This window comes from Stenotrophomonas sp. X (assembly GCF_055721025.1).
Genome location: NZ_CM146756.1, coordinates 1,367,058 through 1,390,762 on the forward strand (window position 1 = coordinate 1,367,058; position 23,705 = coordinate 1,390,762).

The 23,705-nt window shown below is 66.8% G+C and carries 22 protein-coding genes; 8 read left to right on the forward strand and 14 right to left on the reverse strand.

Features of this window, described 5'->3' with window-relative positions; translation table 11 throughout:
- Nucleotides 1–24 precede the first annotated feature (24 nt).
- Together smrA and ACZ75I_RS06230 are read left to right on the forward strand one after the other, a co-directional pair.
- A complete protein-coding gene (gene smrA / locus ACZ75I_RS06225; protein WP_061480683.1) occupies nt 25–1,857 on the forward strand; it encodes a multidrug efflux ABC transporter SmrA in 1,833 nt (610 codons plus the stop codon).
- 180 nt (nt 1,858–2,037) lie between these two features.
- The gene (locus tag ACZ75I_RS06230; RefSeq protein WP_072166827.1) at nt 2,038–2,274 is read left to right on the forward strand and encodes a hypothetical protein; all 237 of its coding nucleotides are present in this window, start codon (nt 2,038–2,040) and stop codon (nt 2,272–2,274) included.
- 84 nt (nt 2,275–2,358) lie between these two features.
- Here the strand turns inward: ACZ75I_RS06230 and ACZ75I_RS06235 are convergent, their stop codons facing one another.
- On the reverse strand, nt 2,359–4,167 hold the full coding sequence (locus ACZ75I_RS06235) for a DUF885 domain-containing protein (protein ID WP_180870780.1): 1,809 nt from the start codon (nt 4,165–4,167) through the stop codon (nt 2,359–2,361).
- A gap of 112 nt (nt 4,168–4,279) precedes the next feature.
- Between ACZ75I_RS06235 and ACZ75I_RS06240 the strand changes: the two genes are divergently transcribed.
- Nucleotides 4,280–4,636 (forward strand): GFA family protein, encoded by a 357-nt coding sequence (locus tag ACZ75I_RS06240; RefSeq protein ID WP_180870778.1) that lies wholly within the window; start codon nt 4,280–4,282, stop codon nt 4,634–4,636.
- A complete protein-coding gene (locus ACZ75I_RS06245) occupies nt 4,633–5,448 on the forward strand; it encodes a DUF4349 domain-containing protein (protein ID WP_472958831.1) in 816 nt (271 codons plus the stop codon). Before ACZ75I_RS06240 ends, ACZ75I_RS06245 begins: the two co-directional genes overlap by 4 nt.
- Before the next feature lie 31 nt (nt 5,449–5,479).
- Here the strand turns inward: ACZ75I_RS06245 and ACZ75I_RS06250 are convergent, their stop codons facing one another.
- Together ACZ75I_RS06250 and ACZ75I_RS06255 are read right to left on the reverse strand one after the other, a co-directional pair.
- Nucleotides 5,480–5,773: a hypothetical protein gene (locus ACZ75I_RS06250; protein WP_005415831.1), complete on the reverse strand. Its 294-nt coding sequence runs from the start codon at nt 5,771–5,773 to the stop codon at nt 5,480–5,482.
- Between the two features lie 68 nt (nt 5,774–5,841).
- Nucleotides 5,842–6,786, reverse strand: coding sequence for a LysR substrate-binding domain-containing protein (locus ACZ75I_RS06255; RefSeq protein WP_472958832.1), 945 nt, complete (start codon nt 6,784–6,786; stop codon nt 5,842–5,844).
- A gap of 115 nt (nt 6,787–6,901) precedes the next feature.
- Here ACZ75I_RS06255 and ACZ75I_RS06260 point away from each other — a divergent pair, with 115 nt between their 5' ends.
- Nucleotides 6,902–7,774, forward strand: a complete 873-nt coding sequence (locus ACZ75I_RS06260; RefSeq protein ID WP_472958833.1) for a DMT family transporter — start codon at nt 6,902–6,904, stop codon at nt 7,772–7,774.
- Nucleotides 7,775–8,330: 556 nt separating this feature from the next.
- Here ACZ75I_RS06260 and ACZ75I_RS06265 read toward each other — a convergent pair.
- Complete coding sequence (locus ACZ75I_RS06265; RefSeq protein WP_472958834.1) at nt 8,331–9,239, reverse strand: peptidylprolyl isomerase; 909 nt, start codon at nt 9,237–9,239, stop codon at nt 8,331–8,333.
- Nucleotides 9,240–9,375: 136 nt separating this feature from the next.
- Between ACZ75I_RS06265 and ACZ75I_RS06270 the strand changes: the two genes are divergently transcribed.
- Entirely contained in the window at nt 9,376–9,741 is a 366-nt protein-coding gene (locus ACZ75I_RS06270) for a PadR family transcriptional regulator (RefSeq protein WP_004150914.1), read from the forward strand.
- Nucleotides 9,738–10,727: a sensor domain-containing protein gene (locus ACZ75I_RS06275; protein WP_180870767.1), complete on the forward strand. Its 990-nt coding sequence runs from the start codon at nt 9,738–9,740 to the stop codon at nt 10,725–10,727. Before ACZ75I_RS06270 ends, ACZ75I_RS06275 begins: the two co-directional genes overlap by 4 nt.
- A gap of 110 nt (nt 10,728–10,837) precedes the next feature.
- Here the strand turns inward: ACZ75I_RS06275 and ACZ75I_RS06280 are convergent, their stop codons facing one another.
- Together ACZ75I_RS06280 and ACZ75I_RS06285 are read right to left on the reverse strand one after the other, a co-directional pair.
- Complete coding sequence (locus ACZ75I_RS06280; protein WP_061480170.1) at nt 10,838–12,145, reverse strand: polyhydroxyalkanoate depolymerase; 1,308 nt, start codon at nt 12,143–12,145, stop codon at nt 10,838–10,840.
- A gap of 93 nt (nt 12,146–12,238) precedes the next feature.
- Entirely contained in the window at nt 12,239–12,829 is a 591-nt protein-coding gene (locus ACZ75I_RS06285; RefSeq protein ID WP_188217952.1) for a class I SAM-dependent methyltransferase, read from the reverse strand.
- 149 nt (nt 12,830–12,978) lie between these two features.
- Between ACZ75I_RS06285 and ACZ75I_RS06290 the strand changes: the two genes are divergently transcribed.
- A complete protein-coding gene (locus tag ACZ75I_RS06290; protein WP_053497082.1) occupies nt 12,979–13,434 on the forward strand; it encodes a CopD family protein in 456 nt (151 codons plus the stop codon).
- 275 nt (nt 13,435–13,709) lie between these two features.
- On the opposite strand, the gene ACZ75I_RS06295 is transcribed toward ACZ75I_RS06290, so the two are convergent.
- From ACZ75I_RS06295 to lpxD, 8 genes are all read right to left on the reverse strand, one after another.
- Complete coding sequence (locus tag ACZ75I_RS06295) at nt 13,710–14,669, reverse strand: acetyl-CoA carboxylase carboxyltransferase subunit alpha (protein WP_005415839.1); 960 nt, start codon at nt 14,667–14,669, stop codon at nt 13,710–13,712.
- Between the two features lie 113 nt (nt 14,670–14,782).
- Complete coding sequence (locus tag ACZ75I_RS06300; protein WP_472958835.1) at nt 14,783–15,652, reverse strand: hypothetical protein; 870 nt, start codon at nt 15,650–15,652, stop codon at nt 14,783–14,785.
- A 55-nt stretch (nt 15,653–15,707) separates the two neighbouring features.
- Nucleotides 15,708–19,298: a DNA polymerase III subunit alpha gene (gene dnaE, locus ACZ75I_RS06305; RefSeq protein WP_472958836.1), complete on the reverse strand. Its 3,591-nt coding sequence runs from the start codon at nt 19,296–19,298 to the stop codon at nt 15,708–15,710.
- A 228-nt stretch (nt 19,299–19,526) separates the two neighbouring features.
- A complete protein-coding gene (locus tag ACZ75I_RS06310; protein ID WP_180870756.1) occupies nt 19,527–20,162 on the reverse strand; it encodes a ribonuclease HII in 636 nt (211 codons plus the stop codon).
- Entirely contained in the window at nt 20,159–21,361 is a 1,203-nt protein-coding gene (gene lpxB / locus ACZ75I_RS06315) for a lipid-A-disaccharide synthase (RefSeq protein WP_472959046.1), read from the reverse strand. The genes ACZ75I_RS06310 and lpxB overlap by 4 nt, the downstream gene beginning before the upstream one ends.
- Before the next feature lie 53 nt (nt 21,362–21,414).
- Nucleotides 21,415–22,206, reverse strand: coding sequence for an acyl-ACP--UDP-N-acetylglucosamine O-acyltransferase (lpxA, locus tag ACZ75I_RS06320; protein WP_005415844.1), 792 nt, complete (start codon nt 22,204–22,206; stop codon nt 21,415–21,417).
- A gap of 16 nt (nt 22,207–22,222) precedes the next feature.
- Nucleotides 22,223–22,681, reverse strand: coding sequence for a 3-hydroxyacyl-ACP dehydratase FabZ (gene fabZ / locus ACZ75I_RS06325; RefSeq protein ID WP_005415845.1), 459 nt, complete (start codon nt 22,679–22,681; stop codon nt 22,223–22,225).
- Nucleotides 22,678–23,700 (reverse strand): UDP-3-O-(3-hydroxymyristoyl)glucosamine N-acyltransferase, encoded by a 1,023-nt coding sequence (gene lpxD / locus ACZ75I_RS06330; RefSeq protein ID WP_061480176.1) that lies wholly within the window; start codon nt 23,698–23,700, stop codon nt 22,678–22,680. Before lpxD ends, fabZ begins: the two co-directional genes overlap by 4 nt.
- Nucleotides 23,701–23,705 lie beyond the last annotated feature (5 nt).

A 23,705-nucleotide genomic window follows, 5' to 3' on the forward strand; every position in this document is an offset into this window, starting at 1 on the left:
GGCTATTGATGGCGAGGGAATGCGATGTTCCGTTGGTTTGAATCCCTGATTCCGGTGTTCCCGCCCGTGGATGGGCGCATGCCACCGCGCAAGGTGCTGCCGTTCTACCTGCACTACCTGCGCCCGGTGTGGCCGGTGCTGCTGGCCACGCTCATCGCCGGCCTGCTCCTGGCGCTGGTGGAAGTGGCCATGTTCGATTACCTGGGCCGCATCGTCGACATGGTCGCCGAGCAACCCGGTGCCGATTTCTTCAAGCGCCATGCCAATGAACTGGGCTGGATGCTGTTCATCACGGTCATCGCGCGGCCGATCCTGGTCGGCCTGCACAACCTGCTGGTCAACCAGGCGATCGTGCCCGGCCTGAGCAACCGCTCGCGCTGGCTGATGCACAACTACGTGGTTCGGCAGAGCCTGAGCTTCTTCCAGAACGACTTCGCCGGCAGTGTCGCCAACCGGGTCATGCAGACCGGTACCTCGCTGCGCGAGTCGGCGGTACAGATGGTCGATTCGCTCTGGTACATCGTGGTCTATACCGGCACGGCGCTGTACCTGTTCGCGCAGGCGGACTGGCGGTTGATGGTGCCGCTGGTCCTGTGGCTGCTCGCCTATGCGGTGATCATGGTCTACTTCGTGCCGCGCGCGAAGGAACGGGCCTGGATTGCGTCCGAAGCGCGCTCCAAGGCAATGGGCCGCATCGTCGATGGCTACACCAACATTCCCACGCTGAAGCTGTTCGCCCATGGCGGGCGCGAGCAGGCCTACGTGGCCGAGTCGATCCAGGAACTGGCGGTCAAGCACCGCGCGCAGACCCGGGTGACCACCGGCATGGACCTGACCATCGCCATCGTCAACGGTTTCCTGATTGCCGGTACCTGTGGGCTCGCGCTGTGGCTGTGGAATGGTGGCCATATCACCGTGGGCGCGATCACCCTGGCGACCGGCCTGGTGATCCGCATCCACAACATGTCCGGCTGGATCATGTGGACCATCAACGGCATCTTCGAGGACATCGGCACGGTGCAGGATGGCATCACCACCATCGCCCAGCCGCTGACCGTGCAGGACCGCGAGGACGCGGTGCCGCTGCAGGTGACCCGTGGTGGCGTGCAGTTCCAGGACATCCACTTCCATTACGGCAAGAAGGGCGGCGTGATCGCCGGCCTCGACCTGGTGGTGAAGCCGGGCGAGAAGATCGGCCTGGTCGGTCCTTCCGGTGCCGGCAAGTCGACCCTGGTGAACGTGCTGCTGCGCTTGTACGACCTGGAGAGCGGCCGCATCCTGATCGACGGCCAGGACATCGCCTACGTCACCCAGGAAAGCCTGCGCCAGCAGATCGGCGTGGTCACCCAGGATACCTCGCTGCTGCATCGCTCGATCCGCGACAACCTGCTGTACGGCCGCCCCGACGCGACCGAGGAGCAGCTGCGTGCTGCCGTAGCCAAGGCGCGTGCCGAGGCCTTCATCGATACTCTGGTGGACGGGCAGGGGCGCCGTGGCTACGACGCGCATGTCGGCGAGCGCGGCGTGAAGCTGTCCGGTGGCCAGCGCCAGCGCATCGCCATTGCCCGCGTGCTGCTGAAGGATGCGCCGATCCTGGTGCTGGACGAAGCGACCTCGGCACTGGACTCGGAAGTCGAAGCGGCGATCCAGGACAGCCTGGATGAGCTGATGGGCGGCAAGACGGTGATCGCAATCGCGCACCGGTTGTCGACCATCGCGCGCATGGACCGGCTGGTGGTGATGGACCAGGGCCGCATCGTCGAGACCGGCAGTCATGCCGAACTGATCGCGGCCGGTGGCCTGTACGCGCGCTTGTGGGCGCGACAGACCGGTGGTTTCGTGGCCGCGGAGCAGTGATTGCTTCAAGGCTTTTTGAACGGGGCACGGAGGCGGAGCCCAGGCAATTGCTTCGACGCATCGAGATCTGATGCGGACGTAAAGCGCCACGCTGTGGTGCAATCCGCGCGTTGTTTTCGCACAACTGACGCTAGATGTTCGGCTCGTCTTTCGTCCTCAATTCAGCGGGAGGGAGTGGAAATGAGAATCACGGATTTCCTGGTGATGGACGGTGAGGGTGACCAGATCCCTGCTGATCCGCATGGCAACCATGTGGCTTTCAACTGTTTCGAGTGCGGATACCCAGTCGTGGCTGGCTCATTGGAAAACGAGCGTGGCAGTGATGAGGATTGTCCTGCAGCCTGTCGTGGCTGTGGTGCCGAGTACTTCGTGGATCTGCGGCTGGGCTCAAAGAAAATGTACATCCATCTGCTCTGATCCGGCAGCAGCCCAAGCAGGGGCGAACAAAGAAAGCGGCCCGGGTTTCCCCGGGCCGCTCCGCTTCATCTCACACCGTCCCGATCACTCGATCGGCTGGTCCAGCATCAGCTGGCGGGCGAAACGCACCGGCGGCGCGCCGTAGGACAGCACCTGGTCGTGGTACGCCTTCAGGTTGAACTTGTCCCCCAGCTTCTCCTGCACTGCCTTGCGGGTGTCGAAGTGTTCCTGCGCACCGACGAAGTAGGTCGGCAGCTGTGCCGACGTCAGCTGCGCGCGCACCCACTTGCCGGCCGCTTCGCTTTCCTGCTGGAACGCGTCGTGGGTCATCAGGTGCATCGCCTTTTCGCGATCCCAGTTGTCCACGTGCACGCCCTGGTCGAGGATCGCGTTGGAGATCGTGCGCAGGTAGAACTTCAGCTGCACCAGGTGGAACAGCGGATCGTTGTTGAGGTAACCCTGCTCCTGCATCATGCGCTCGGTGTAGACCGCCCAGCCTTCGGCGAACAGGCCCGAACGCAGCACCGCACGCAGGGTCGAGGGGAACTTGGCCGAGTGCCAGCCTTCCAGGTAGTGGCCCGGGGTGCCTTCGTGGATGCTCAGCAGGTGGATCATGCGCGAGTTGTACTCACGCAGGAACGAGTCGACCTGCTTCTCGTTCCAGTCGTCCGGAATCGGCGACACGGCGTAGAAGGTCTTCAGGTTCTTGTCCAGCGGGCCCGGCGAATCGCAGTAGGCCACGGCCACGCCACGCTGGAATTCCGGCATCAGGATGATATCCACCGGCGCATCGGGCAGCGTCATCAGATCGTGCTCGCGCACGAAAGCGGTGGACTGCTCCAGCGCGGCCTTGGCATCGTCAACCACCTTGTCGCGTGCCGGCTTGTCGGCGTAGGCCAGTTCCAGCGCGGCCTCGATCGCCTTCTGCTGCTGCTCGTCGGTCGGCTGGGCCGGCGTCTCCGGTGCACCCGGCTTGTCCTTCAGCACGGTCTGCGCGATGCCGTACATGTCCTCGCGCACGCGCTTGAGTTCGGCGCGCGCACGCTCACCGATCTCCTGGCGCGACAGCGAGGAGCTCAGCGCGAATTTCAGCTTCTGGTCGTACTTCTCCGCACCGATGCGGAAGTCGCCCTTGGCGTTCGGCACCAGGGTCTTGTCCAGCCAGGTCTGCTGCTCGTCCACGGCCTTCTTCAGGCCGTCGATGGCCGCTTGCAGGCGCTGCTGGTCGGCCTGCGGCAGTTCGCCGATATGCGGGGTGATGAAGGTATCGACGATGCTGAGGATGCCCTTGTTCTGCTTGGCAACGGTCTCGGCATGGATCTTCGGCACGCGGGCCGGATCCAGGTTCTCGCGCGCCTGGGCGAAGATCGCCGGCAGCTTTTCCATGCGCGCGGTGGCCGCCTTCAGGCGCTCCGGCAGCGGTGCGAACTCGCGCGCCATCAGGCCGTAGATCGCGCTGCCGGCGATGCCGTTGTACAGCTGCGGGTCCCACTTGCCGGACTGCAGCACTTCAGCGTTCCAGATTTCCGACTGCAGCTGGTTGCGCAGGATCGCCGCGTCCACCTGGTTCTCGCGGCCCAGCTTGGCCACTTCGATCTTGTCCAGCTCGCCCAGCAGCGCCTTGTAGGCGGCCACGGTCTTCTGCTGGCCGGCGGCGCTCAGGTCGTCCAGCTCGCTGTCGTAGCGGTGGTCACCGATCTGGGTGGCGCTGACCGGCGACAGCTGCATCCAGGTGTCCAGGGCGCGCTTGGACAGATCGGCGAAGGCGGCATCGACCGCCGCGTCACCGGCCTGCTGGCTGGCGGCCGGGGTGGAAGCGGTGGTCGGGGCGTCGGCCGGCTGGCAACCGGCCAGCGCGGCGACCAGGGCGAGGGCAAGAAGATGCGGGCGCATCGGCATTCCTGTACGGGGTCAAACCCTGAGCATAGGGCCCCGTTGCTGCTTTGTCCCCGTGCCATAGGATTACCATGGGCGGATTCAAGGACCCTCCAAAGGAGCGCAGGACATGGAATACCAGGGAAGCTGCCATTGCGGCAGGATCGCATTCACCGTGCAGGCCGAGGCGCCGATCAGCGACGTCATCGACTGCAACTGTTCGATGTGCCGGCGTTGCGGCAGCCTGCTGTGGTTCGCTCCGCGTGCGGCGTTCCAGCTGGCCACCGATCCGGCTGACGTGGCCACCTACCACTTCAACAAGGCCCACATCGACCACCACCACTGCCGCGAATGCGGTATCGCTCCCTACAGCGAAGCGGTCGATCCGCGTACCGGCACACCGATGGTGGCGGTGAACGTGCGCTGCGTGCCGCAGGTCGATCTGGCGGGCCTTTCGGTGACCTCCTACGACGGAGCGGCACTGTGAGGCCGGTGCGAGCGTGGACGCGCAGGGCGGCGCTGCCGGTACTGCTGCTGGCGCTGGGCGCCTGCGCCAAGCAGGGCGACATGGTGGGGGATGCGGGCGCCACGGCCGCCGAGGCTGCCATCGCGTCGCCGGAAGGCGCATTCCTGGCCTACGAACATGACGTGCAGGTGCAGCTGGAAGCGGCGCAGATCGCACCGCGCATCCAGCAGATCGCTCAGGCCTGCCAGAGCGCGAAGTTCGGCGACTGTGCAGTGTTGCAGGTCGAGCAGCACGGCGGCGAGCAGCCCAGCGGTGAAGTGAAGGTGCGCATCGCCCCGAAGGGTACCGAGCCGCTGATCGCGATGGCTGGTGAAGGCGGCAAGCTGCAGTCGCGCAATACGCGCGCCGAGGATCTCGCGCAGGCGGTGGCCGACACGGCATTGACCAAGGCACGGCTTGAAAAGGAGCACGCCCGCCTGCTGTCCTACCAGGACCGCAAGGACCTGAAGATCGAAGACCTGATGGCGATCACCACGCGCCTGTCGGAGATCGAAGCGGGTGTCGAGCAGGCCAACAAGGATGCCGCGCAGCAGCGCCGGCGCATCGATACCCAGCTGGTGACGATCCACTTCGACACCACCTCGGGCCAGCGCAGCCGCAGCGAGATCGGCGAGGCGCTGAGCGAGTCGGGCAGCATCCTCAGCACCAGCATTGCGTTCCTGATCCGCGCCGCGGCCGCGCTGCTGCCGGTGGCGGTGCTGGCCTTGATCGCGGCCTGGGGTGTGCGGGCAGGGTGGCGTCGCCGCCGTCGCAAGCTACCGCCCAACCGCTGAGGTGAAGGCTGATGCGGGCCGTCAGCCGGCATCAGCCCTCGTCGGTCTCGTACTCGACGAACACATCCAGCTCCAGCGCCAGTTCCTGCACCGCATCGCGCACCTTCTGCGCGGTGCTTTCATTGCCGACTTCCACTTCCAACTCGTGGATGCCCGGGCCGATGTCATCGGACAGCCCGGCCGAACTGGAATCGTCGTCGTCCATGTGCGGCATCAGGTCGTCGGTTTCCTCGACATGTTCGATGCCGTCCAGGCCGAGCAGCAGGTCGCTGATGGCGCGGGCGTCGTCTTCGGTTCCGGTGATGCGCAGTCGCAGCATGGCCATGGCATAGGTACGTTGTGGGTTCGCCAGCAGCCTAGCCAGCGTGAGGCAAAGAACGGGTGAGGGCGCAGTCAGGCGTGCGTCGCCGGCCGCCCGAGCAGGCTGTCCGGCAATGCCGGGATCGGCGTGCGCTCGTCCTGCGCCTGTTCCAGCAACCAGTCGATGAACAGGCGCGCGGCCGGGCTCGGCGGTTGCCCTTCTGCGTGCACCACGTGGTAGGCATAGCGTGCCTTCAATGCCGGACCGGGCAGGCGCACCACCTCGTAGCGCTGCAGGTAGGGCTGGGCAATGTGGGTGCGCGCCAGCACCGCGCCCATGCCATACACCGCCGCACGCATCGCGTCGGTGCTGTCGGCGAACGTGTGCATCGGCGGCAGGGGCGACGGTGGGCGCACGCCGGCGTGGCGGAACCAGTCACGCCAGCCCTGCGGCGACAGGTCGGTCAGCAGCGGCAGGTCGGCGATGCGCGCCGGATCAACCAGTGCTTCGACCCCGGTCAGCGCCGGTGAGGCCACCGGGAACAGGAAGTCATCCATCAGGTGCTGTGCACGCAGGCCCGGCCATTGGCCCAGCCCGTAGCGGATGCCGACTTCCGGTCCGTTGTCGTCGTAGCGATCCAGCCCGCTGCCGGTGTGCAGCTCGATGCGGATGTGTGGATAGGCCTGGGTGAAGCGTGGCAGTCGCGGCAGCAGCCAGCAGTACGAGAGCGAGCGCAGCGTGGTGATCCGCAGCGGCACGCTGTCGGCATCCGGTTGCAGGTGATGGGCCACCGCCGCGACATCGGTGAAGGCGGCGCTGGCGGCGTCGGCCAGCTGCCGGCCCTCGGCGGTCAGGCGCACGCCGCGGGCGTGGCGCAGGAACAGCCGGGTTTCCAGCACTTCTTCCAGGCGGCGCACGTGGTGACTGACCGCGCTGGCGGTCAGGTGCAGCTCCTGCGCGGCCTGGGCGAAATTCTGGTGCCGTGCGGCGACCGCGAACACGGCCAGTGCGGGGAGCAGGGAAGGGCGTAGCTGCATGTCAAGCCTCAAACCATATTTGTGGCTGACAGCGATACTACGCGCTTGTGCGGCGGGCGTCTGCGCCTGATCCTGTCTGCCTTGGCGAGGAACAGACGATGGACGGAGGCAGGACATGAATGCGATCCCACAGGCGGCCGAGCGCGACTGGCGCACGCCGCTGGAATTGACCCTGCTGGGCGCCATCTGGGGCTGCTCGTTCCTGTTCATGCGGGTGGCGGTGCCGTCGTTCGGCCCATTCGCGCTGGTCGAGGTGCGGCTGGCGCTGGGCGCGCTGGTGCTGCTGCCGTTCCTGTGGCGCGCCCGCGCGCAGTTCCCGCCGCGCCGCTGGCTGTGGCTGGCGCCGATCGGCCTGATCAATTCGGCGCTGCCGTTCGTGCTGTTTGCCTATGCCGCCGAGCAGGCGCCGGCTGCGATCGGTGCGATCTGCAATGCGATGACGGTGCTGTTCGCCGCGCTGATCGCGTTCCTGTTCTTTGGCGAGAAGATCGGCATGCGCCGTGCCGGGGCGCTGCTGGTCGGCTTCGCCGGCGTGGTGGTGCTGGCCACGGCCAAGGTTTCCGGCCTGAGCATCGGCACCGCAGTGCTGGCCGGTGCGGCGGCATCGCTGCTGTACGGTCTGGGCGTAAATCTGGTGAAGCGGCACATGACCGGGTTGCCGTCGGCCGCCGCCGCGGCGGCAACGCTGTCGTGCGCCTCGCTGTGGATGCTGCCAATGGCGGTGATCCACTGGCCGCAGGCGGCGATCCCGGCCAAGGCCTGGGGCGCGGCGATCGCGCTGGGCGTGGCCTGTACCGGCTTGGCGTTCCTGATGTTTTACCGCCTGATTGGCCGAATCGGCCCGTCGCGTGCGTCGACGGTGACCTACCTGATTCCGCTGTTCGGCGCGGCGTTTGCGTGGTTGTTCCTGGGGGAGGTGGTGACGGTGCAGATGTTGATTGCTGGTGCGCTGATTCTGGGGAGCGTGGCGGTGAGTCAGAAGGGCTGAGCGGTTTCGCGCGTGACGCGTGCTGAAGGTGCTTCACTGTTCATGGGCGTTACTTTTCTTTGTACGCAAAGAAAAGTAACCAAAAGAAACGTTCCGCCGGCCGCGAGCCGGTGCTGCGCACCGGTGCCCTGCGCTCCTCCGCCCGTCGAGGGACGGCGCGGGAACTCGCTGCGCTCAGACACCCGCGCCTCTTCGCCCTCGCCGGACCTGCGGTGCTCGGCTCGCTCAAGGCGGACTGGAAGGTCAAGATCAACAGCAAGAGCATCCACGCATGGCGTGGATCTACTGGGTGCAGCTGTGGCCTTTGAACTGGGTCCGCCTTGAGCGAGCCGAGCATCGCAGGGGAATCAGGGGCGAAGAGGTGCCGATGTCTGAGCGCAGCGAGTTCGGCACCGTCCCCTGATTCACCGAGAAGCGCAGGGGACCGGCGTGCGAAGCACGGCGGCTCGCGACCCGGCGGCGCGTTTCTTTTGGTTACTTTTCTTTTCGCGCGAAAAGAAAAGTGACGCCCATGAACAATGAAGCCCCTTCAGCACGCGTCACACGCAGGAAACCATCAGCGCACCGGCACCGGGATATTGCAAAGATCGATATGCCCCGCCGGGCGCTTGTAGAAATCATCCACGCGGTTGCGCCGCGCCTCCACCGTATCGGCGAAGGTCTTCGAGTCGGTACGCAGTACCTGGATCGGCGTGCGCTCGGCCGCCGGCACATCGCTGGCGCGGCGGATCGACATGATCGGCGTACGCAGCTTCGGGTCGGTGTAGAAGCCCATCGGCGCCGGTCCGCGGGGGGTCGCGCTGAGCAGTTCCATGCCCTTCAGCACGCGGCCGACCAGGGTGATGTTGCGGTCCAGCTGACGCGGTGACTGGCCGGTCACCACGTACAGTTCGGCGCCGATGCTGCTGTCTTCCTCGTTGCTGCGGCCCGCGCCCAGCATGCCGTAGCAATGGGCCAGCCAGGCCTTGCCGGCCTGTGGGTCCTGGCCGACCGGGAAGCCGTCGACGAATCCGGTCTGCGCGGCCCAGCCATCGCGATCCGGCAGCACGTTGACCTTCAGACCGGCGCTGGCGCGCTCGAACTCGGCCGGCAGCTTGCGCGCGGCGCTGCCGAACGGCCTGGCCTTGGCTGCGTCATCGGCGTCGGCATCGCCGAACTGCACCACGAAGTTGTCCTGCGAGCGGTAGATGCTGGTGCTGTCCCAGAAGTGCTCGTGGGCGAAGGTCTGGATGTTGGCGACATGGCGCGGGGCGAACTGCGGCGCCAGCTCGATGATCACCCGCCCGGCCGGCAGGTCCATGTACAGCAGATTGGCCGGGTCGGGGGTGCGCCAGTCGCTGGCGGCCGAAGCGTCCAGGATCTGCTGCGGGCTGCGGTAGGGCGTGGCCGCGCTGGCCACGGCGGGCAGCAGGCAGGCGAGGGCGAGGGCGAGGGCGGTCAGGGCAAGGCGACGACGGTGCGGCATGGGAACCCCGGAACATGAACGAGGCTTCGATTCTGCGTGAGCAATTCGGTCACGCCAACCGGCAGAGTGACTAACGACACATTCGCTATACCGAACTTCGCACTACTGTGGACTTCAACGTAGTGGAGGACCGGCCATGTCCGAGGACGATGTCCACCTGAAGAAGTTCCAGAAGGAACTCAGCGCCGGAACGGTGTCGCTGGCCCTGCTGGCGGTGCTGGCCCGGGCCGGGGAGCCGCTGTACGGCTACCTCATTGCCAAGGAGCTGGAGCGGGTGGGCGAGGGCGTGCTGAGCGGCAAGCAGAGCGCGCTGTACCCGGTACTGCGCAACCTGGAGGGCGCCGGCCTGCTGGAAAGCCATGTGGAACCGTCCAGCAGCGGGCCGCCGCGGCGCTACTACCGCATCAATGAACGTGGCCGCGAGGTGCTGGCGCAGTGGCGCCAGGCGTGGCAGGCCACCCGTGATTCCGTCGATTCCGTGTTGGAGGGGGTACCGCAATGAACGACCCGAGCCTGGCAGGCCGCGCCCTGCCGACCACCATTCCGCAGTACTTGGCGCAGCTGCGCGCTGCGCTGGAAGGTGCCGATCCGGCGATGGTGCAGGACGCGCTGTACGACGCCGAGGAATACCTGCGCTCGGAGCTGGCGGCGCAGCCCGGCCGCAGCGAGGCCGAGGTGATCGCCGATGTGGCCGGCAGCTATGGCGCGCCGGACGAAGTGGCCGACATCTACCGCGAGACCGAAGTGACGGTGAACCGCGCGCTGCGTACGCCGCGTGCGGATACCGCGCCGGTACTGCGTGCCGCTGCCGAAGCCAGTGGCGTCGAACCGGCCGCGCCGCCGCCGGCGCCGGTGCAACGCTCGCTGCTGGCGCGATTCTTCGGGGTGGTGGCCGATCCGCATACCTATGGCGCGCTGTTCTACATGCTGCTGTCGCTGGCCACCGGCATCTTCTTCTTCACCTGGGTGGTGACCGGCCTGTCGCTCTCGCTCGGCCTGTTGATCCTGATCGTCGGGATTCCGCTGACCGTGCTGTTCTTCGGCTCAGTGCGCGGGCTGGCGCTGCTGGAAGGGCGGCTGGTGGAAGCATTGCTGGGCGAGCGCATGCCGCGCCGTCCGCGCTACACCGACCGTAGCCGCACGTGGCTGCAGCGCATCGGCGACATGTTCACCGATGGCCGTACCTGGCTGACCCTGCTGTACTTCGTGCTGATGCTGCCGTTGGGCGTGGTCTACTTCACCATCGCGGTGACGCTGCTGTCGCTGTCACTGGGGTTCATCTGGGCGCCGGTGGCCGCGCTGTTCAGCGGTGACATTCCGGGTGTCTACATCGATGGCGTGAACGTGTTGCCGATGGCCGCCTCGCCGCTGGTGGGCATCGTGATCGCAGCCGTGGGCGTGCTGCTGTTGCTGTTGACGATGCACCTGGCACGGGGCATCGGCAAGCTGCACGGGCTGATTGCCAAGAACCTGCTGGTGCGGTTGTAACAGGCCAGGGGTCGGATTCCTGTTCGCAGAGCAGGGCTCTGACCCCGGATCCCATCATGCTGGGTCAGTGCCCTTCCCGTTGGAAAGGGATCCGACCCCACGGCGGGGAGTTACCCCGCCTTTCGCCGCAACGGAGTGACGTTGCTCTTCTTCTTCGTAGCCTTCGCCGCCGGGGCTTCGGCGTGCGCGGCGAAGAAGTCGCGCACCTTCGGGTACACCACTTCGCGCCAGCGACGGCCGCTGAAGATGCCGTAGTGGCCGGCGCCTTCGACGATGAAATGCTCGCGGCGGTCAGCAGCAATGCCGGTGCACAGCGCCTGCGCTGCTTCGGTCTGGCCGAGTCCGGCGATGTCGTCCAGTTCGCCCTCAATGCTCAGCAGCGCGGTATCGCGGATCGCCGACGGATCGACCTTCTCGCCATTGACCACCCACTCGCCACGCGGCAGCAGGAAGTCCTGGAACACCACGCGGATGGTATCCAGGTAGTACTTGGCCGGCATGTCCAGCACCGCGTTGTACTCGTCGTAGAAGCGACGGTGCGCGTCGGCGTCTTCCAGGTCGCCCTTGACCAGGTCGGTGTAGAAATCCCAGTGCGAACTGAAGTGGCGGCTGGGGTTCATCGACAGGAAGCCGGCGTGCTGCAGGAAGCCCGGATACACGCGGCGGCCGGCGCCGGGATAGCTGGCCGGCACGGTGTGGATGACGTTGTTCTCGAACCACGACAGCGGGTTCTGCGTGGCCAGGTTGTTCACTGCGGTCGGGCTGCAGCGTGCATCGATCGGGCCGCCCATCATCACCAGGGTGCGCGGTGTCGGCTCGCCACGGCTGGCCATCAGTGAAACCGCGGCCAGCACCGGTACCGTCGGCTGGCACACGCTGACCACGTGCAGGCGTTCGACGCCCAGATGGCGGATGAACTCCTGGATGTAGGCGATGTAATCGTCCAGGCCAAACTCGCCTTCGTTGGCCGGCACCATGCGCGCGTCCACCCAGTCGGTGACGTATACACGGTGGTCGCGCAGCAGCGTGCGCACGGTATCGCGCAGCAACGTGGCGTGGTGCCCGGACAGCGGTGCCACCACCAGCACGAACGGCTGGTTGAGCATGGTGTGCAGCTGTTCGGCTTCATTGCTGTGGCGCTTGAAGCGCAGCAGCTTGCAGAACGGCTTGCTCACTTCCTCGTGCACGACGATCGGCACGCGCTCGCCGTCGACCTCGATTTCGTTGATGCCCCACTCGGGCTTCTCGTAATCCTTGCCGATGCGGTGGAACAGCTCATTGACCGCCGCCAGGCGATCGGCGCCGGGCATCTGCGACCACCAGTGGCCCGGGTTGGCGAAGAATCTGGCGTTGGCCTGGGCCTGGTGCACCCAGGGGGCGAGCAGGTTGCGGGTCAGTTCGTGCAGTTGATAGAGCATGACGACCGAATATGTATGGTCATATGTTGCCGCGCAGCATATCCCATCCGGGTGTCCCGCAGGTTAAGTTGGCTGAAAATAATGAATCTGGATTCACATCCGTTCCAGCGCGGCGGCGTCGCCTGCCAGGGCGGGGCCGAGCCAGCAGTGCGACCCGACCGGCTGCAGGCCGTGCCGGGCCAGCGTCCGCCGATACCAGCGTGCCGGGCGGGCCTGGAAGCCCTCGTGGTCGCCGTCGAACGCGTCTTCGGCGGCGAAGGTCTCCAGGAAGGCCACGCCGCCGGTCAGCTCGGCCACGCCGGCCAGGCCGGCGCGCAGCTCGCGGTCGGGCACGTAGTGCATCACGTCCGAACACACCAGCAGGTCGACCGGCGCGCAGGGCCGCAGCCAGGCGAAGTCGCCGAAGTGGGCCAGGTGCAGGTTGCGGGTGCGGCCGTAGCGGCGCACAGCGTACTCGCTGCTGTCGAAGCCCAGGTATTCGACCTTCGGACGCAGCTTCAGCAGCGGCGCGCGCCAGGCGCCTTCACCGCAGCCGATATCCAGCACGCTGCGGATCGGCCGCTCCAGGTAGTACTCGGCGCTGGCCACGGCCAACGCAACCTTGCGCGCCAGGCGGGCGCTGCCGCCGATGTCGGCACGGCGGTACCAGCGTTGGAAGTAGGCGGCGTCGTAGGTCTTGTCCATGGGGCGGTGCGCGATCGGGGAAAACGGCGCCTATCGTACGGTGTTGCGGCGCGCCATGCGTCGATGTGTCGCGGCGGGCGTGCCTGCGGCGGCTTCGCCACGGCATGCGAGAATGGCCGCCAACCTACGCCAGCCGCCGGAGCGAGCGCATGCAGAGCTACTACTGGGTCAAGACCTTCCACATCGTGTTCGTGGTGGCGTGGATGGCCACGGTGTTCTACCTGCCGCGCATCCTGGTCAACCTGGCCGAGACCGCAGGCCAGCCAGCGGTGACCGAGCGCCTGCAGCTGATGGGCCTGCGCCTGTACCGTTTCGGCCACTCGATGTTCGGCCTGGCTTTTGTGCTGGGCCTGGTGCTGTGGCTGGGCTACAAGGTCATCCCGGATTTCCCGACCATGGTCGCGCCGGGCGGCGCTGGCTGGCTGCACGCCAAGCTGGGCCTGGTGGTGGTGCTGCTGGTGTATTTCAGCTGGATCGGCCGTCTGTTGAAGGGCGTGGCCAAGGGCAGGGCGCTGCCGTCGTCGCGCGCGCTGCGCTGGATCAACGAGATCCCGCTGCTGGCGTTCATTCCGATCGTGTGGCTGGTGCTGGCCAAGCCGTTCTGAACGGGGCGCGCAGCGCATCGCACAGATGCATCCACGCATGGCGTGGATCTACTGGGTGCAGCTGTGGCATTTGATGTTCAGGTCCGCCATGAGCGAGCCGAGCATCGCAGGTGAAACAGGGGCGAAGAGGCGCCGATGTCTGAGCGCAGCGAGTTCGGCGCCGTCCCCTGATTCACCGAGAAGCGCAGGGAACCGGTGCGTGGCACCGGCTCGCGTTCGGCGGCGTGTTCTTTGGTTACTTTCTTGCACGAGCAAGAAAGTAACAAGCCGATGAATCAGGCCGCTTCGTACGTGCCGTAACTGCGCAGGCGCGTGTAGCGCTGCTCCAGCAGTTGCTCGGTGGAGAGCTTTTCCAGCGCGTCCAGCTCGTTCAGCAGCACGGCCTTCAGGCGCTTGGCCATCTGGGTCGGGTTGCGGTGGGCGCCACCGGTCGGCTCGCGCACGACCTTGTCGACCAGGCCCAGGCTCTTCAGGCGCGGGGCGGTCAGGCCCAGTTGCTCGGCCGCTTCCTTGGCCTTGCCCGCGTCCTTCCACAGGATCGAGGCGCAGCCTTCCGGGGTGATGGTCGAGTACACCGCGTATTCCAGCATCACGGTGCGGTCGCCCACGCCCAGCGCCAGCGCGCCGCCGGAGCCGCCTTCACCGATCACGGTGCAGATGATCGGCACCTTCAGCTCGGCCATCTCGATCAGGTTGCGCGCGATGGCCTCGGACTGGCCGCGCGATTCGGCGTCGATACCCGGCCAGGCACCGGCGGTGTCGATCAGGGTCAGCACCGGCAGGCCGAAGCGCTCGGCCATCTTCATCAGGCGCAGCGCCTTGCGGTAACCCTCCGGCTTGGGCATGCCGAAGTTGCGCTTGATCTTTTCCTTGGTGTCGCGGCCCTTCTGGTGGCCGATCACCATTACCGCGCGGCCATTGATGCGGGCCAGGCCGCCCATGATCGCCTTGTCGTCGGCGAAGGCGCGGTCACCGGCCAGCTCCTGGAACTCATCGAACATGACGCGGATGTAGTCGGCGGTGTACGGACGCGACGGGTGCCGGGCCAGCTGCAGCACCTGCCACGAGGTCAGGTTGCGGAAGATCTGCGCGGTGCGCATGCGCAGCTTGTCCTGCAGCGCGTGCACTTCCGCCTCGACATTGACCGCCGGCCCGGCACTGGCGTTGCGCAGTTCCTGGATCTTGGCTTCCAGGTCGGCGATGGGTTGCTCGAAGTCGAGGTAGTTCGGATTCATCGGAAGCCGTCGTGTAAAGAAGGGGGCAATTCTAGCCGAATGCGTGCAAACCACCCGTACGCCTTCGTCTGGAAGGCGACGGTAGCGCAGCCGGGCAGGCGGCGCCAGTCAGCTCAGGGCACCACCAGGGCGCTGCGGCCCATCAACTGGCTGCGCTGGGAAACGAAGTCGTTGTAGGCCTCGTTGGCCTCCCGGCCCAGGCCGCTGCCCAGGGTGGCAGTGGCCGAGGTGAAGGCCATCTGCGCAGCGAAGTCCTGCTTGCGCAGGGCCTTCTGTTCATCGGCGGTGGTGGCCTTCAGCCACTGCGCGTAGACCTCGCGCAGCGGCGCGGCATGCGCCTCGAACGCCGGCGCCAGCGCCGGCAGGCTGGCCGGTGCCGGTTCAAGCCTGTATGCCGGGGCCACGTAGCCGGCCGGCTGTTCGCGCTTGAACGCGCCCGGCTCGCCCATGCCTTCCTCGACGTAGGCGATGAAATCCGGTGCCGTGAACACCTTGGCGACGATCTGGCCACCACTGGAATCGACGTGGGCGACCACCTTTTCCTTCGGGAACGGTTCGCGCACGCCGTAGGTCCAGGTCTTGTCGATGAACAGTTCGTGGCTCTTCTCGAACGGGCCCTCGAAGTCGACGCCGCCCAGCTCGATGCCGACCTTGCCGGTGCCGAAGTTCTTCAGCTTGCTCTCGTCGGTGACATAGACCTCGCGAGCGATCACGTACTCGCTCAGGGTCGGGTTGATCAGGCCGCCGCGGCCATCGACGTAGACGATGAAGCGCACATCGCCGAGCGTGTCGGTGTGCAGGCGATGCTCGCCAATGGCCAGCGAAACCGGGCGCGAGCCGTGCGCGGCGACCGGCAGGTCCTTGCCATCGATGCTCAGCGCCAGCGGCGTGTCGGTCGGGTTGTCGATCTGGAACTCGATCTTCGACGGCGAGCAGGCGGCCAGCGCCAGTGCGGCAACGAACGGAAACAGCAGGGTCTTCATGGGCAATCGTCCTTGATGACTGGAACGGGAAAACAGGAACACGAAGGAGCCAGCCTCAGCTGGCCCACGGCGGGCTGTAGCGCACCTTCAGCGTGCGTACGGCCGGGTCGGCGCGCAGCGCCTCCATCAGCTTGGAATCGATGCGTACCGCGCTCTGCCCGGAGACATCCAGCATGCCGGCGACACCGCCGTGCGGGCCCTTCAGCAGCAGGTCCAGGCGCAGCGGCGTGCGCCCCGGGCGATGGCGGTCGAGCAGAGCATTGATGCGCTCCCAGACCGGGCGCTGCTGGCGCAGGTCCAGGCGCAGCGACAGCCGCGTGGCGTAGTTGGCGCAGACTTCGTCGAAGTCCCAGCACTGGCGGATGCGCAGCGCGTAGCCACCGTTGAACTCGTCCTCGCGCAGGCCGCCCTTGACCACCAGGATGCGGTCCTTGGTCATCAGGTGGCCGAACTCGGCCATTGCATCGGAGAACGCACTGCACTCGACGCGGCCGCGGCCATCCTCCAGCTGGATGAAGATCTGGCTTTCGCCCTTGCGGCGCACGCCGACCACCTGGCCGGCCAGCACGGTCTGCACCTCCGGGCGCCAGCGCTTCTCGCCGCCACCGCCGCCACCGCTGTTGGCGCTCCAGATTTTCTCCACCGAACCCAGGTCGTTGCCTACCAGATCGCGCACATCGTCGCGCCAGGGATCGAACGGGTGGCCGCTGAGGTAGAAGCCCAGCGTGTCGCGCTCGCCGTTGAGGCGCTGCAGCAACGGCCATTCTTCGGCTTCCGGCAGGTCCAGCTGGATCGAAACGGTGCTCGGGTCGGGCCCGCCAAACAGCGAGTTCTGTCCGGACGCACGCTCGCGTGCCATCTGATCAGTGGCCTTGATCACTTCCGGCAACTGCAGCATCAGCGAGGCACGGTTGCGACCGAGCTCATCGAGCGCACCGCAGTTGATCATCGCTTCCAGCGTGCGCCGGTTGAGCTTGGCCGAGCCGACGCGGGTGCAGAAGTCCAGCAGATCCTTGAACGGTCCGCCCTTCAGTCGTTCCTCGACCACCGCTTCGCAGGCGCCCTGACCCACGCCCTTGATCGCGCCCAGGCCGTACTGGATCGTGTCCGGGGTGACCGCTTCGAACATGAAGGCCGACTGGTTCACCTTCGGCGGCAGCACGGTCAGGCCGAGGTTGCGCACCTCGTCGAGGAAGCCGACCACCTTGTCGGTGTTGTCCAGGTCCGAAGACAGCGTGGCCGCCATGAATTCGGCCGGATAATGGCGCTTCAGCCACGCGGTCTGGTAGCTGACCAGTGCGTATGCAGCGGCGTGCGACTTGTTGAAGCCATAGCCGGCGAACTTCTCCATCAGGTCGAAGATCTCGTCGGCCTTGGGGCCGTCGACGCCGCCCTTGGCCGCACCTTCGCGGAAGATCTCACGGTGCTTGGCCATTTCCGCCGGCACCTTCTTGCCCATCGCGCGTCGCAGCAGGTCAGCGCCGCCCAGCGAGTAGCCGCCGACGATCTGCGCCATCTGCATCACCTGCTCCTGGTACACCATGATGCCGTAGGTGTCCTTCAGGATCGCTTCGGTGCGCGGATCGGGATAGATGATCTCTTCCTGGCCGTGCTTGCGCGAGTTGAAGGAGGGAATCAGGTCCATCGGGCCGGGGCGATACAGCGACACCAGCGCGATCAGGTCTTCGAAGCGGTCGGGGCGCGCGTCCTTCAGCAGGCGGCGCATGCCCGAGGATTCGAACTGGAACACCGCGCCGGTGTTGCCGTTGGCGAAGATGTCCTTGTAGGTGGGCGCATCGTCGAGCGGGATCGCGGCAATGTCGACCGGCGGAATGCCCGCGCGTTCGTGGCGCTTGTTGATCGCCTTCACTGCCCAGTCGATGATGGTCAGCGTGCGCAGGCCGAGGAAGTCGAACTTCACCAGGCCCACTTCTTCCACGTCGTTCTTGTCGAACTGGGTGACCGGGTTCTTGCCGAGCCCATTTTCGTCGTGTTCGGCGTACAGCGGGCAGAACTCGCTCAGCGGCTCGGGCCCGATCACCACGCCACCGGCGTGCTTGCCGGCGTTGCGGGTCAGGTCTTCCAGCTGCAGCGCCAGATCGATCAGGTCGCGGACATCGTCCTCGGTCTCATAGCGCTGGATCAGTTCGGCCGAGGCCATTTCCGAGCTCGGGCCTTCCTTGCCCTTGCCCAGCGCATCCTTCAGGTGGATGCCCAGGATGTTCGGGATCAGCTTGGAAACACCGTCGACCAGGCCATACGGGAAGCCGAGCACGCGGCCGGAGTCGCGCACCACCGCCTTGGCGGCCATGGTGCCGTAGGTGATGATCTGGCTGACGCGCTCGCGCCCGTACTTGCGGGCGACGTAGTCGATCACCTCGTCGCGGCGGTCCATGCAGAAGTCGATGTCGAAGTCGGGCATCGACACGCGTTCCGGGTTCAGGAATCGCTCGAACAGCAGGTTGTACGGCAGCGGGTCCAGATCGGTGATCTTCAGCGCCCAGGCCACCAGCGAGCCGGCACCCGAGCCGCGGCCGGGACCGATCGGGATGCCCTGGTTCTTGCCCCACTGGATGAAGTCGGCCACGATCAGGAAGTAGCCGGGGAAGCCCATCTTGATGATGGTGTCGAGCTCGAACTCCAGGCGCTCGAAGTACTCCTCACGGGTCTTGCCCGGCGCCAGCGGATTCTTCTCCAGGCGCTCTTCCAGGCCGTCGCGCGACATCTTCTGGATCCAGGTGTCCAGGGTCTCGTCGTCGGGCACCGGGTAGTTGGGCAGGAAGTAGGTGCCCAGCCGCATCTCGATGTTGCAGCGCTCGGCCAGCGCCAGCGTGTTGTCGATCGCATCGGGGATGTCGGCGAACAGCGCGCACATCTCCTCGGCCGACTTCAGGTACTGCTGGTCGCTGTACTCGCGCGGACGCTTGGGATCGTCCAGCACGCGGCCGGTGGAAATGCACACGCGCGCTTCGTGCGCGCTGAAATCCGACGGCGACAGGAAGCGCACGTCATTGCTGGCGACCACCGGCAGGCCGCGCTGGCCAGCGGCCATCAGCGCGAACTGGTTGAAGGTTTCCTCGCCCTCGCGGCCGGTACGGGTCAGCTCCAGGTGCAGGCCATCGCCGAATACGCGCTGCCAGTCGGCCAGCTGCTGCTCGGCCAGTTCATGCTTGCCGTCCAGTGCCAGGCGCCCGGCCAGGCTCTGCCGGCCGGCCAGCGCGAACAGGTTGGCGTTGCCGGCCTTCAGCCAGTCCGGGTGGATGGCCACACCGCCTTCCGGGCGATGGCCTTCCATCCAGGCGCGGGTCAGCAGCCGCGACAGGCTCAGGTAGCCCTCGCGGTCGCGGCACAGCAGGGTCATCCGCCACGGGTCCTGGCCTTCCTCGGCGATCAGCACGTCGGCACCGGCGATCGGCTTGATGCCCACGCCTTCGGCGGCCTTGTAGAACTTGACCAGGGCGAACAGGTTGTTGAGGTCGGTCACCGCCAGCGCAGGCAGGCCGAGCTCGACCGAGCGCGACAGCAGGTTGGCCTGCTTGGCCTTCTTCGGGTCCGCCTGGTCCGGCTTGGCCGGCACGCGGATGGTCGAGTCCGCCAGCGAGAACTCGGTGTGGACGTGGAGATGTACGAAGCGGGAGTTGGACATGCCGGACCAGGTTGGAGCGCGCGGGCCCCGGGTGCTGACGGAGGTTCGTCGCCGGGGTCGGGAAGCGCTGGAATGCCCGGTCAGGGTAGCGAGGGCAGGGGGTTGCCACAAGGCTTGACAGGGGCACGGCGTGGCGCCGGATTCAGGCGTGCGGGAGGCCGTTTCCTGTAGAGCCGAGCCCACGCTCGGCTGCTGCGGAAAGCCGAGCATGGGCTCGGCTCTACAAGGTCAACCGAGGCACTCCCGCACCGGGGCGAAGCTGCGCCGGTGCTCCACGCAGGGGCCGTGCTCGCGCAGGGCGGCCAGGTGGGCCGGAGTGCCATAGCCCTTGTGCTGCTTGAACCCATACTGAGGGTGGCGGGCGTGCACGGCCTGCATGTAGCGATCGCGCGAGACCTTGGCCAGGATCGAGGCGGCCATGATCGCGCGGTCGATGCCATCGCCGCCGACCAGCGCCTGCGCCGGCAGTACCAGGCCCTTGGGCACCACGTTGCCGTCGATGCGGGCGAAGCCGGCCACATGGGCGACCGCTGCAACGACGTCACGCATGCCCTGCAGGGTGGCCTGGTAGATGTTCAGGCGGTCGATGGTGTCCACGTCCACCAGCACCACATGCCAGGCCAGGGCGCGCTCGATGATGCGGTCATGCAGCTGCTCGCGGCGGGCAGCGGTCAACTGCTTGGAATCATCCAGGCCGTTGATGCGTGGCCGTGACGGATCGAATACCACCGCCGCCACCGCCACCGGCCCAGCCAGCGGGCCACGCCCGGCCTCGTCGACACCGGCGACCAGGCGCTCCGGCTCGATCACTGCCGTACCGTCGAACAGGGTCAGGCTGGCTGCTGCGGCGTGGCGGCGGCTCATGCCTGCGCCTGGTCGCGCATCATCAGCTCGCCGACGGCATCGGCGGCACGCGCCGAGGCGTTGCGTCGCAGTCGCTGGTGCAGGCGCACGTACGTGTCCTGCAGGTCGCTCACCCGCTGCGGGTGGTCGAACCACTGCTGGATGGCCGAGGCCAGCCTGTCCGGCGTGCAGTCGTGCTGCATCAGTTCCGGCGCCAGGTCCTGGCCGGCCAGGATGTTGGGCAGGGCGAAGCGGTCGACCTTGATCAGGCCAAGCGCCTTGACCAGTCGATAGGTCAGTTCGTTGACGCGGTAACCGACCACCATCGGCCGCTTCACCAGCATGGCTTCCAGGGTCGCGGTGCCGGAGGCCAGCACCACCACGTCGGCGGCGATCATCGCGTTGCGCGCCTGGCCGTCAAGCACGTGCGAGTAGGCCACCGGCAGCGCCGAGCGCGACAGCTGTTCTTCGATCAGCTGCCTGCAGGCCGGGTTGGCGGCAGGCACCACCACATGCAGGCCCGGAATGCGTTCGGAAACCTGCCAGGCCGCTTCGAAGAACGGCTCGCCCAGGCGCGAGATCTCGCCGAGGCGGCTGCCCGGCAACACCGCCAGCACCTTGGCCGAGGCCGGCAGGCCGAGCGCGGCGCGTGCTTCCTCGCGGTTGCCCTGCAGCGGAATGTCATCGGCCATCGGGTGGCCGACGAAGCGCGCGTCGATGCCGTGCCGGGCATAGATCGGCGGCTCCATCGGGAACAGGCACAGCACCAGGTCGGCGCTGCTGCCGATTTTCTCGGCGCGCTTTTCGCGCCAGGCCCAGACCGACGGGCTGACGTAATGCACGGTGCGCACGCCACGCTGCTTCAGCCAGCGCTCGATGCCCAGGTTGAAGTCGGGGGCGTCGATGCCGATGAAGACGTCCGGCTGCCAGTCCAGCGCACGCTGGCGGAACGCCGAGCGCAGCTTGAGCAGGCGCGGCAGGTGGCGCAGCACTTCGGTCAGGCCCATCACCGCCAGCTCGCTGGCATCGTGCCAGGTCTGGCAGCCGGCGCTGCGCATGGCATCGCCGCCGATACCGGCGAACTCGGCATTCGGGAAGCGCGCCTTCAGTTCACGCACCAGGCCCGCACCGAGCAGGTCGCCGGAGGCTTCGCCGGCAACCAGCGCGATCCGCAACGGGCGCTCGCTGAGCACCCGCTGCGCGGGAACGCTGCCGGCCATCGAGGCCAGCGGGATCACCGCGGCGCCGGCCGGCGCCTGGCCGGTCGAGCTGCTCATCGCAGCAGGGGCCTCTCGGCGTGCTCGATGAAGTCCAGCATCGCCTTCACGTCGTCGCTGTCACGCGCCTGTTCGGTCAGCTGCACCTTGGCCTCTGCCAGCGGCAGGCCCGCGACGTACAGCGTGCGGTAGGCACGCTTGATGGCCGAAATGCGGTCAGCGTCGAAGCCGCGCCGCTTCAGGCCTTCGCTGTTGATGCCACGCGGGCGTCCCAGCGAATCGGTACCGACCATGGTGAACGGCGGTACATCACCATTGGTCAGCGCGCCCATGCCGAGGAAGGCATGCGCGCCGATGCGGCAGAACTGGTGGGCACCGGCGAAGCCGCTGATGATCACGTAGTCGCCCACGGTCACGTGGCCAGCCAGAGTGGTGTTGTTGGAGAACACGCAGAAGTTGCCGACATGGCAGTCGTGCGCCACGTGCGTGTAGGCCAGCATCCAGTTGTCGTTGCCGATGGTGGTGATGCCGCCGCCGCCGCCGGTGCCACGGTTGAGCGTGACGAACTCGCGGAACACGTTGCGATCGCCGATCACCAGTTCGGTGCGCTCGCCGCCGAACTTCTTGTCCTGCGGCTCGCCACCGATCGCGGCATGGCCGACGAAGCGGTTGTCGCGGCCGATCCGGGTCGGGCCGTGGATGCTGCAATGAGGGCCCACCACCGTGCCGGCACCGATTTCAACGTCGGGGCCGATCAGGGTGAAGGCGCCCACCTGGACATCGTCGGCCAGGCGTGCGGCCGGGTCGATGACGGCGGTGGGGTGGATCCGCGGTGCGTTGTCAGTCATTGCTGCCTCCAGTGGATCAGCCCTTGGCGCCGGCACACATGACCTCGGCCGACGCGACGACTTCGCCGTTGACCTTGGCTTCGCCGTAGTACCAGCCCATGTTGCGGATCAGGCGCTTCATCTGCACGTCCAGCATCAGCACGTCACCGGGCACGACCTGCTTGTTGAAGCGGGCGTTTTCCACCTTGACCATGTAGAACAGCTTGGACTGCGCATCGCGGCCGAGCGTGAGCTGGGTCATGACACCGCCAGCCTGCGCCAGCGCTTCGATGATCAGCACCCCGGGCATGATCGGGCGGCCCGGGAAGTGGCCCTGGAAGAACGGCTCGTTGATGCTGACGTTCTTCTGCGCCAGGATCCGCTTGGCCTCGACGTCGAGTTCAAGCACCCGGTCCACCAGCAGGAACGGGTAGCGGTGCGGAAGCAGTTCCTGGATCTGGCAGACGTCGATCGGAAGCTGCAGCGAATCGTTCATTCTTTCTCCTTGCCAGCAGCCAGAACGCGGCGAGCCAATGCGTCCAGCTGCTTGAAGCGCGCGGCGTTCTTGCGCCACGTGCGGTTGTCGGTCAATGGGGTGCCGGACGAGTACTCGCCCGGCTCATGGATGGAGTTGCGGACCACCGACTTGCCGGTGATCACGACCTTGTCGCAGATCTCGAGGTGGCCGACCACGCCAACGTGGCCGCCGAGCAGGCAGTAGCGGCCGATCTTGGCGCTGCCGGCGATGCCGGTGCAGCCGGCAATGGCCGAGTGCGCGCCGATCTGCACGTTGTGCGCGATCTGCACCAGGTTGTCCAGGCGCACGTCTTCGTCCAGCACGGTGTCTTCCAGCGCACCACGGTCGACGCAGGTGTTGGCGCCGATCTCGCAGTCATCGCCGATGCGGACGCCGCCGAGCTGCGGCACCTTGATCCACTTGCCGGCGTCCATCGCCAGGCCGAAGCCGTCGGCGCCGAGCACGGCACCGGGATGCACGCGCACGCGCTTGCCCAGCCTGACCCGGGTGACCAGGGTCACGCGTGCGATCAGCTCACAGCCGGAATCCAGGCTGCAGTCCTCGCCGATCACGCTGCCGGTGCCGATGATGCAGTTCTCACCGACGACGCTGCGCGCACCGACCGAGACGAACGGGCCGATATGGGCGCTGGCGGCGACCTGGGCGCTGGGATCGATCACTGCGCTGGGATGGATGCCGGGCGGGCGGGTCGGCGCGATGTCGAACAGTGCGGCAATCTTGGCGAATGCGGTGTACGGGTCCTTGGCGACGAGCGCGGCGCCGGGGGCGGCCTCGACGTCATCGGCACGCAGGACCACCAGCGAGGCCTGGCTGTCGGCCAGCTGGGCGCGGTAGCGCGGGTTGGCAAGGAAGGTCAGCTGGCCAGGTCCGGCATGGGCGAGGGTAGCCACGCCATGGATGGCGGTAGCGGGATCGCCATGGACCTGCAGGCCGAACTGCTCGGCGAGTTGCTGGGCGGTGTAGGTGGGAGTATTCACGGCGG

What these genes read in the sequence shown, in the direction of transcription:
- smrA (WP_061480683.1), top strand. Translation starts at nt 25, where the DNA reads ATGTTCCGTTGGTTTGAATCCCTGATTCCGGTGTTCCCGCCCGTGGAT.
- ACZ75I_RS06230 (WP_072166827.1), top strand. Translation starts at nt 2,038, where the DNA reads ATGAGAATCACGGATTTCCTGGTGATGGACGGTGAGGGTGACCAGATC.
- ACZ75I_RS06235 (WP_180870780.1), bottom strand. Translation starts at nt 4,167, where the DNA reads ATGCGCCCGCATCTTCTTGCCCTCGCCCTGGTCGCCGCGCTGGCCGGT.
- ACZ75I_RS06240 (WP_180870778.1), top strand. Translation starts at nt 4,280, where the DNA reads ATGGAATACCAGGGAAGCTGCCATTGCGGCAGGATCGCATTCACCGTG.
- ACZ75I_RS06250 (WP_005415831.1), bottom strand. Translation starts at nt 5,773, where the DNA reads ATGGCCATGCTGCGACTGCGCATCACCGGAACCGAAGACGACGCCCGC.
- ACZ75I_RS06255 (WP_472958832.1), bottom strand. Translation starts at nt 6,786, where the DNA reads ATGCAGCTACGCCCTTCCCTGCTCCCCGCACTGGCCGTGTTCGCGGTC.
- ACZ75I_RS06260 (WP_472958833.1), top strand. Translation starts at nt 6,902, where the DNA reads ATGAATGCGATCCCACAGGCGGCCGAGCGCGACTGGCGCACGCCGCTG.
- ACZ75I_RS06265 (WP_472958834.1), bottom strand. Translation starts at nt 9,239, where the DNA reads ATGCCGCACCGTCGTCGCCTTGCCCTGACCGCCCTCGCCCTCGCCCTC.
- ACZ75I_RS06270 (WP_004150914.1), top strand. Translation starts at nt 9,376, where the DNA reads ATGTCCGAGGACGATGTCCACCTGAAGAAGTTCCAGAAGGAACTCAGC.
- ACZ75I_RS06275 (WP_180870767.1), top strand. Translation starts at nt 9,738, where the DNA reads ATGAACGACCCGAGCCTGGCAGGCCGCGCCCTGCCGACCACCATTCCG.
- ACZ75I_RS06280 (WP_061480170.1), bottom strand. Translation starts at nt 12,145, where the DNA reads ATGCTCTATCAACTGCACGAACTGACCCGCAACCTGCTCGCCCCCTGG.
- ACZ75I_RS06285 (WP_188217952.1), bottom strand. Translation starts at nt 12,829, where the DNA reads ATGGACAAGACCTACGACGCCGCCTACTTCCAACGCTGGTACCGCCGT.
- ACZ75I_RS06290 (WP_053497082.1), top strand. Translation starts at nt 12,979, where the DNA reads ATGCAGAGCTACTACTGGGTCAAGACCTTCCACATCGTGTTCGTGGTG.
- ACZ75I_RS06295 (WP_005415839.1), bottom strand. Translation starts at nt 14,669, where the DNA reads ATGAATCCGAACTACCTCGACTTCGAGCAACCCATCGCCGACCTGGAA.
- ACZ75I_RS06300 (WP_472958835.1), bottom strand. Translation starts at nt 15,652, where the DNA reads ATGAAGACCCTGCTGTTTCCGTTCGTTGCCGCACTGGCGCTGGCCGCC.
- dnaE (WP_472958836.1), bottom strand. Translation starts at nt 19,298, where the DNA reads ATGTCCAACTCCCGCTTCGTACATCTCCACGTCCACACCGAGTTCTCG.
- ACZ75I_RS06310 (WP_180870756.1), bottom strand. Translation starts at nt 20,162, where the DNA reads ATGAGCCGCCGCCACGCCGCAGCAGCCAGCCTGACCCTGTTCGACGGT.
- lpxB (WP_472959046.1), bottom strand. Translation starts at nt 21,361, where the DNA reads ATGGCCGGCAGCGTTCCCGCGCAGCGGGTGCTCAGCGAGCGCCCGTTG.
- lpxA (WP_005415844.1), bottom strand. Translation starts at nt 22,206, where the DNA reads ATGACTGACAACGCACCGCGGATCCACCCCACCGCCGTCATCGACCCG.
- fabZ (WP_005415845.1), bottom strand. Translation starts at nt 22,681, where the DNA reads ATGAACGATTCGCTGCAGCTTCCGATCGACGTCTGCCAGATCCAGGAA.